Consider the following 7,292-nt stretch of genomic DNA (forward strand, 5'->3'; position numbering starts at 1 on the left):
ATAAGGGAAGGCATTCCCTATTTCTATACAATTCAGAAATCTTTTATGCATTTACACAAGATATTTTACGCTCTCAACTTTCTTCGGCAAATAGATAATTATTACAAGATGAACGTCGACTAGCTACGTGTTAGCCCACGTTCATCTTGCCATACATAGAAAGAGGTTTAATAATCATGAAGAAGAGAAAGATTGTCTGGGCCAGCCTGATTGCCGTGCTCGCTCTCGGCGTTGCTGGGTGTGGCAACCATAGCAAGTCAGCCGCCAGCCATAGTAAGAACGACCAGTCCGCCAAGATAGCGGATAAGACCAGCGCTAAGAAAACGGCGACTAAGGTTGAAACGCCGAAGCCATCCGCGGTGACAACGCTATTGAAGCCGCTGATGGGCAAGAATGCCGAAGACCAAAGCACCCAGGGTGACCAGGGGATGACCTACTCGTAGTTCTACTACCACCAAGGTAACTGGCATTGGCGGGTCACCACGAAGTCGAGAACGGTGATTGACGCGAAGGTCGTTAGCCTAGGAAAATCAGAATACGGCGAATCCCAATTGAAGGTCCAGAAGCGTAATGGCGATAACGATACTGTCGACCTCAGTCGGCCAGATCAAGGTGCCTGCTACTCCGTTAAATCCAAAGCACTGGGCCATACTGCCATTTACTTAATTGGTGATACCAATGGCAATTGGACTGCCGGCGCACCTTCTGAGCTGACCGGGACTTGGTCGACACATATTTATTCCGTGACTGATAGTAGCAGTCAAGATCCGTATGAACGGACAAGATTCTTTATTAGCGATAAGGGTGTAGATGGTCAGAAAGATACCTTTACTTCACGGTATACGGTCGCTAATACTGGTGCCGGCTGGGGAGCTAATGATGAGACGCAGTACAAAAAGTTGGCTGACAACAGTTACTTGCTGAAGACCTATTCTCAGAGGCGTTTTGTCAGTGCATATAGTGCTGTTTTGAAGAATAATCAGCTAACAGTTAACGACGGCGTTGATCGGCTAGCTAATTTGTATAAGGCGTCTGTCAAGCCTGGTCAGGCCTTTGGATTTGATAATAGTTCTGCTAAAAATTTGACTTCCAAGCAATTAGAAGATTGGATTGGTCGGCATTTAAAGGACTTTAATCAAGGTAAACATCAATTTGAAGGTACTATATATTTGCCAAGTACGGATAAGCAAGGGCGTGCCCGGGTCGATGTTTATGAGGATAAAGCCGATAGTCCTGTAGCAGCGACTATTGGGTTCTTCCGAGTTAGTGCAATGGGCGTGTTGGAAGCACAGATTCCGGGGGATCCAAATACTGGTGACGAGTGGTACCCCGTCTCCGATGACCCCAAGAATTAAAATCTAAATACCCCAATACAACCCAGCCAAAATACAAATTTTTCGCTGGGTTGTTAAGTTTTCCTTCAAACTTGATTCATATCAAGGACAGTTTTCGAATGAAAATGGTACACTGTTTCCAAGCTCGATGGTCATCTTCAAATAATCTTCACGGTTCTACCGTAAAACGGTTGCATTCCCTTGGTAGAGTATATTGTAAGCCCTTGAAAATGGGTGATCGACTACCGAATTTCGTGAGAATCTGAAGAAATTGTTAAAAGGTGGCCTAGACCGAGTAAAATGGGTTCCATCATCGCGAATTGTGGTGTACAATGAGAAACATAATTAGCACTCAAGAAATAGAGTGCTAAAACAAGTACCTCATCGAAGATAGACAATTGGAGGGCGATTTTATGATCAAAATGTACTTTCATGCTAAAACCACTGCGGTAACGAAAGCTATGAAATGGCTGGCTAACCATGACGCCATCTTTACTGCACGTGATATTAAAAAACAACCTTTAACCAAGGATGAAATTCTTTACATGCTTTCTTTGACTGAAGAAGGCACCGACGACCTGATCTCAACGCGTTCTAAGGCTTACAAGGCCTTGCCTGCGTCCGTGCAAGACATGGGGATGAACGAATTAGTCGATCTCTTGCAAAAGAATCCGGGGATCTTAAAGAACCCGATCGTCGTCGACCGCAACAAATTAGCCACCGGCTTTGACCTGGAAACCATCCGGGAATTTGTGCCTGCCTCATACCGTAAGAAGGAACTGGCTAGTTTCTTCAAAATCTTAAACGGCGGCAACAACAAGACCGCTTTGGCTTAAATCAGCATGATAGAAGAGCGAAGCACCCTGACCACACAATCGTGGCGGGGTGCTTTTTGTTGGATCAAAAAAGGCTAGGACCGTAGCCCTAACCTAGAAATTCACAATTAACTTAACGTTGCTGGCCGAGAGTAGCCGACCGTGTGCCACCAAGAAACGTTGGTGGCTTCGTTGATGACACCGCGGAGTTGGGCGTCGATCATCTTATTGTTGCCTTTGTAGATACCCACGTGGGTGATGTTGTTCTTGCTAGTCCCGAAGAAGATCAGGTCGCCGGCCTTGGCGTTGGCTGCGCTGACGTGGGTGTAAGCGTCGTATTGCGACTGTGCAGTCCGGGGCAACGTTTGCCCAAGCGCCTTACTGAAGACGTACTTGGTGAAGCCGGAACAGTCAAATGAGCTGGGACCGTTGGCACCATACACGTATGGTTTCCCTAATTGGGCCTTGGCTACCTGGTAGAGGTCACTGTAAGACCCAGTGCCAGTTGTCGCTGTACTCGTACTGGTATGGGCGTAGCTCTTTTTTTGCAGGTAACCGTGCCAAATCCAGCCAGAAGCCGTTTTCCGGCCGTTCGTCACGTAGTAGTACAAGTACTTCACGCCGTTTTTCTTAACGATGTAGCGCTTCTTAGTGGCGTGCCAGGTGGTGTTGGGGTAGTTCTTCAGGTAGTGGGTCTTCTTGCCAAAGGTCATGTTGCTGGCAGTGCCCCCTAAGTTATAGGTCCAGCCAGTCGCGCTCTTCCGCGTGTAGGCGGTGTCGGTCATGTTGCTGGTGCTGACAATGGTATTGGTCGAATTGGCCTGAGCGGTGGTGCCTTGGCTCAGTACGGGTACTAGCGCGGCAGCAAAGGCTACGGCGAAACTAATTTTTTGCAGTGTCTTCATGTGGTTATCCATCCCTCTTATGTAATCGTTAAATGCGCTTGCTTACAGTTACTAAGATAACCGTTGGGCGTTACAGAACGGTTACGCTAGAAAATCATTGCGATTACCGTTCTGCGGGCGGCCGTAATATTACAAGGGTTGGTGGACTTACAGCGCGACTAGTTCTACTAGTGGCTTGATTGGTGGGGCGGTTCAGACAAACTATGCGACCAGGTAGCGACCCAAGTTGACCCCTAGGTAGACGTTAGTTTTGATAACAAACTTTGACAGAATTCGCCCTGATTTCTCATATAAAAATCATAATCTGTAACCGTTATCATTTCAGTATCTACAATCATTACAGAATGTGCTAGACTATGACTAGCTCTTATTTAATCCATTACATATTTAAGAGGACGGTGTTTTACATGAGTGGTTTTATCGGTGAATTTTTTGGAACTTTGATTCTGATTCTGCTAGGGGTCGGGACCATGGCGAGTGTTAACTTGAACAAAGCGTATGCCAAAGGGGCCAACTGGACCTACGTCTGCGTGGCCTGGGGTATGGCCGTCACGATGGGCGTTTACGTGGCTGGCTTATTGGGCTCACAAGGCCATTTGAACCCAGCCGTGACGATTGGTTTCGCGGTGTTCGGTTACTTCCCGTGGGCTGACGTCGTTCCCTATTTGCTGGGACAATTCTTAGGTGCCTTCGTCGGGGCAGCCCTGGTTGTTATCCATTATTATCCTCATTTTCAAGCATCACCTGACGAAGCAAACGGCAATCACGTGGGTATTTTTGCCACGAAACCAGCCGTTAAGAATCCTGTCTTTAATTTCCTCTCTGAAACGATCGCCACTTGGGCTTTCGTCTTCATTCTCCTGAACCTCGGGAACTTTACCACCGGGTTGAAGCCCTTCATCGTCGGCATAGTCATCATGGTCGTCGGCATGGGCTTGGGGTCGACCACTGGATTCGCCTTGAATCCGGCCCGTGACTGGGGTCCCCGGTTGGCGTACACTATTTTGCCGATCCCACACAAGGGCGTCGCAGAATGGAACTATGCCTGGGTCCCAATGGTTGGCCCGCTGGTTGGGGGCATCTTGGCTGCCGGCCTGCAATTCTGGATTACCTACTAATTTTAAAATCTTGATGGATGGATTGAGAGCAGTAAAAGAGCCTGGAGGGCAACTCCCCAGGTTCTTTTGCGTTGAGGGGCAATCTGACTAATGTTAGATTAACAATTGATGAAAGCTTAAAAGAAAAAACGGTATAAAAAGGAAGGCGTAAAATAAATAATTTGATAAGAAGGTTAATCGAATTACGTGTGGTTATTCCAGACGAATTAGCAATTATTAGTAGCGGCGAGATTGATTTTAATATTATAAGATTAATAAAAGACGATAAAAAAGTTTTACACAATGCGTAGACTTTGTGTGACCTTCCCGGTATAATCAAAATCAGACGCTATATAAAAAACGAGCCTGATATTTTGGCTATAAAATGGGGATTAAAGGAAGACCAGAAGCATTCGGCAAATGTGGGGGAGGACTGGCGTGTGATTGAGGTAGAAAATAGAGGTAAATATAATTTTACATATAAAACGGGTAAAATTGCTTTTAACTTTGGCGTTTTGACACTTGCTATGGGGTGGGGGCTAGCTGACGCACGTTCCGTGAATGCTGATGTGAGTACAGAGACGGACATCCAACACGAACATGTTGTAAACCGTCCTGCCAATCAGATGACTGCCACCGAATCAATTTTCCTGCAGAAAAAAACAGACAATCAGACTGATCGTCAAGACAGGCTAGATACGTTGACCAATGACGACATAGCTGCGATGAGTTCAGATGATAGCATTGATGCGCAGGAAACCCCAGAGGAAGGTAATCCAGCAAGACTACCAGTAACCAACAGTGAAAAATTGTCGTCAACTGAACCGTCTAAAAAGACAAACATAGCGTCTACCGAACGTGTCGAACAGGCAAAGCAACCAATAGACAGGCAACGGCTAATTAGGACAACGGCGCTACGTGAGAAAACGCCCACGGACGTCGAGACCACGTTGCCTGCGCCTCAAGTTACAGTGTCGCAGGTTGCGGCTCCTTCACCTACAGTCGTTGGTGACATGATTGACGACTGGATGCCAGATAGAAATTTGCAACAGATTGTCCTCCATCAATTACAAAGGGATCAAGATATTTCTTCAGTTAATCAGATCACGAAGGCGTTAGTTTCTAAAATGACGATTTTGTTTGTTGACCCGACATTTGAATTAAACAATCGTGCATATCATAACGCAGTCGTTGGTATTCGATCCTTAAAAGGGTTGGAGTATGCGGTCCAACTGGAAAGGTTGAGTATCTTCCCTGATGTTGGTGCGTCTCTTGATTGGGACGATCAGTTTATGCATGGAAACCTTTTTGATATTAGTGCCTTAGCGCAGTTGTCGAAACTCTCTGAGGTCACTTTGCAGATGAATCAGCTTGCGGATATTTCTGCGCTAAGCCAGTTAAAATTGACAGATGTGTCGTTGGATAATAATAGTATTTACGATTTATCACCATTGAAGAATTCTGCGGCAACCTTGTCACCTTATTTACCGCTGAGTGATCAGTTAGTGACGTTACCTAAGGTCATACTGAATGCAAACACCACAGATTTTACACTGGCATTTGGGGTAACGAATATTCATGGTGAAAGTGTGCCGATAAGTCCGGAGGAGACTTCAGAGGACTTCTTTAATAGCACGGGGACTGGTACTAACGTTGATACGCAGACAATTACTTGGCGACTTAACAAGCCTGAAGGGCAATTGTTGTTAAAATGGTCCGTTGGCAGTGCGGGGTATCCATTTAGCGGGGAAGTTTGTATTCCTTACGAAATGAGCAATACGGTCGGAAATGTGGCGGTTAATTTCAAGGATAGAAATGGATCTGTGTTGGCACCACAACTGACGCTAGCTGGGACTTTAGGCGAGAAATTTGATTTAAGCAATATGGCCAGTGTCAATGAGATCGTTCACCGCTTGGCTCAAAAGGGATATACCATGGTGGGAACCGAAAATAATGTGGCGACAACCGGGACTTATGCAGAAAAGATGATGCATGTGACGTTCCTGTTTGATGTTAAGCCCGTTCAGACAACCCTCAATTTCTTAGATGAGCAAGGTGAACAGATCTCAAAACCGCAGCTTCTAAGTGGTAAGCCAGGAGAACAGTGGCAGACGACAATACCAAAGTTGAAGGGGTATGCCTTTCAAAAAATCAAACAAAAAGAGGCCAATGTAGCAGTGTCGACGGACCAGCTATCAGGGACTTACGTGACCGATTCGGCAATCGACTTAGTTTACAAAGCACGGGAGGAGTCAGCGACAATTCACTATGTTTATGCCAATGGTAAACAGGCGGCCCCACAGCAAGTTGTTACTGGAAAGTATGGTGAAAAAATTAATTTTCCAGCTTCGCCAGCTATCGCGGGATACACTGCGAGCCAGCTTTTGCCAGCTAGGTTTGGTGATAGTGAAGGGGCCAATTCATTTACGGTAATCTACACGCGGCAGAAGACAACGGCACCAGCGGAGACTGCACCGCCAACCGATACGGCTAATCAGAACATCACGGTCACAATTCATTATCAAACGGCAACTGGTACACCTGTTGCACCGGATGACCGATTGGTTGGCAAAGTTGGCGATCCTTATAGAACCCGGCCGGCGATTAATGTTACAGAGGGTTATCGACTAGTGACGACGCCAATCAATGCGACAGGGACGCTAGGTCATCACAATGTCACAGTGACTTACATTTACGCGTGGATTGGTGCAGGAAATAATCAGGCAGAACTGAAACCTACCTTTACAGCTCCAGTGGCTGATTCTGATGAACCGATTGGTAACGACGCAATGCAAGCGGGTGCGGCAGACGCCGTGGTAATCAGTGAGGCGGCTGGTCATATGACCAATTCATTGACGCGTCAGCCATTATCTGATCAGGCAACCAAGCGCTTGCCGAGAACCAATGGCCAAGCACTTTCGCCGTGGTGGGGGATATCCCTACTGAGTATCATTTTTAGTTTGGTAGGGATAGGGTGGCATCGCCGAAGAAGATTAGATGCTGATTCTTGATAGTAATCGCCAAGTAAGGCGAAACTGATCAAATTATTAAAAAACACACTAGGACCTGAATTATTCATACCTTTCAAAAAAGTCGTCAGTTTTCATGTTTTTCAAAAACTGACGGCTTTTGATCTTGCTT

6 protein-coding genes are annotated in these 7,292 nt (G+C 46.2%); 5 read left to right on the forward strand and 1 reads right to left on the reverse strand.

Annotation, left to right across the window (positions count from 1 at the left end; translation table 11 throughout):
* Positions 1-176 precede the first annotated feature (176 nt).
* The 3 genes from NGM66_RS13780 (at position 177) to NGM66_RS13790 (ending at position 2,170) form a co-directional block, all read left to right on the forward strand.
* The gene (locus NGM66_RS13780) at positions 177-443 is read left to right on the forward strand and encodes a hypothetical protein (protein ID WP_208907611.1); all 267 of its coding nucleotides are present in this window, start codon (positions 177-179) and stop codon (positions 441-443) included.
* Positions 444-497: 54 nt separating this feature from the next.
* Positions 498-1,355 (forward strand): hypothetical protein, encoded by an 858-nt coding sequence (locus tag NGM66_RS13785; protein WP_208907612.1) that lies wholly within the window; start codon positions 498-500, stop codon positions 1,353-1,355.
* Positions 1,356-1,747: 392 nt separating this feature from the next.
* Positions 1,748-2,170: a Spx/MgsR family RNA polymerase-binding regulatory protein gene (locus NGM66_RS13790; protein WP_208907613.1), complete on the forward strand. Its 423-nt coding sequence runs from the start codon at positions 1,748-1,750 to the stop codon at positions 2,168-2,170.
* Positions 2,171-2,277: 107 nt separating this feature from the next.
* On the opposite strand, the gene NGM66_RS13795 is transcribed toward NGM66_RS13790, so the two are convergent.
* Positions 2,278-3,054 (reverse strand): C40 family peptidase, encoded by a 777-nt coding sequence (locus NGM66_RS13795; protein WP_208907614.1) that lies wholly within the window; start codon positions 3,052-3,054, stop codon positions 2,278-2,280.
* A 407-nt stretch (positions 3,055-3,461) separates the two neighbouring features.
* Between NGM66_RS13795 and NGM66_RS13800 the strand changes: the two genes are divergently transcribed.
* On the forward strand, positions 3,462-4,172 hold the full coding sequence (locus NGM66_RS13800) for an MIP/aquaporin family protein (RefSeq protein WP_258115819.1): 711 nt from the start codon (positions 3,462-3,464) through the stop codon (positions 4,170-4,172).
* Positions 4,173-4,591: 419 nt separating this feature from the next.
* Entirely contained in the window at positions 4,592-7,162 is a 2,571-nt protein-coding gene (locus NGM66_RS13805; RefSeq protein WP_208907616.1) for a MucBP domain-containing protein, read from the forward strand.
* Positions 7,163-7,292 lie beyond the last annotated feature (130 nt).

Origin of the sequence: Levilactobacillus yiduensis (assembly GCF_024718525.1) — a bacterium.
Classification (GTDB): Bacteria; Bacillota; Bacilli; order Lactobacillales; family Lactobacillaceae; genus Levilactobacillus; species Levilactobacillus yiduensis.

What these genes read in the sequence shown, in the direction of transcription:
- NGM66_RS13780 (WP_208907611.1), top strand. Translation starts at nt 177, where the DNA reads ATGAAGAAGAGAAAGATTGTCTGGGCCAGCCTGATTGCCGTGCTCGCT.
- NGM66_RS13795 (WP_208907614.1), bottom strand. Translation starts at nt 3,054, where the DNA reads ATGAAGACACTGCAAAAAATTAGTTTCGCCGTAGCCTTTGCTGCCGCG.
- NGM66_RS13790 (WP_208907613.1), top strand. Translation starts at nt 1,748, where the DNA reads ATGATCAAAATGTACTTTCATGCTAAAACCACTGCGGTAACGAAAGCT.
- NGM66_RS13800 (WP_258115819.1), top strand. Translation starts at nt 3,462, where the DNA reads ATGAGTGGTTTTATCGGTGAATTTTTTGGAACTTTGATTCTGATTCTG.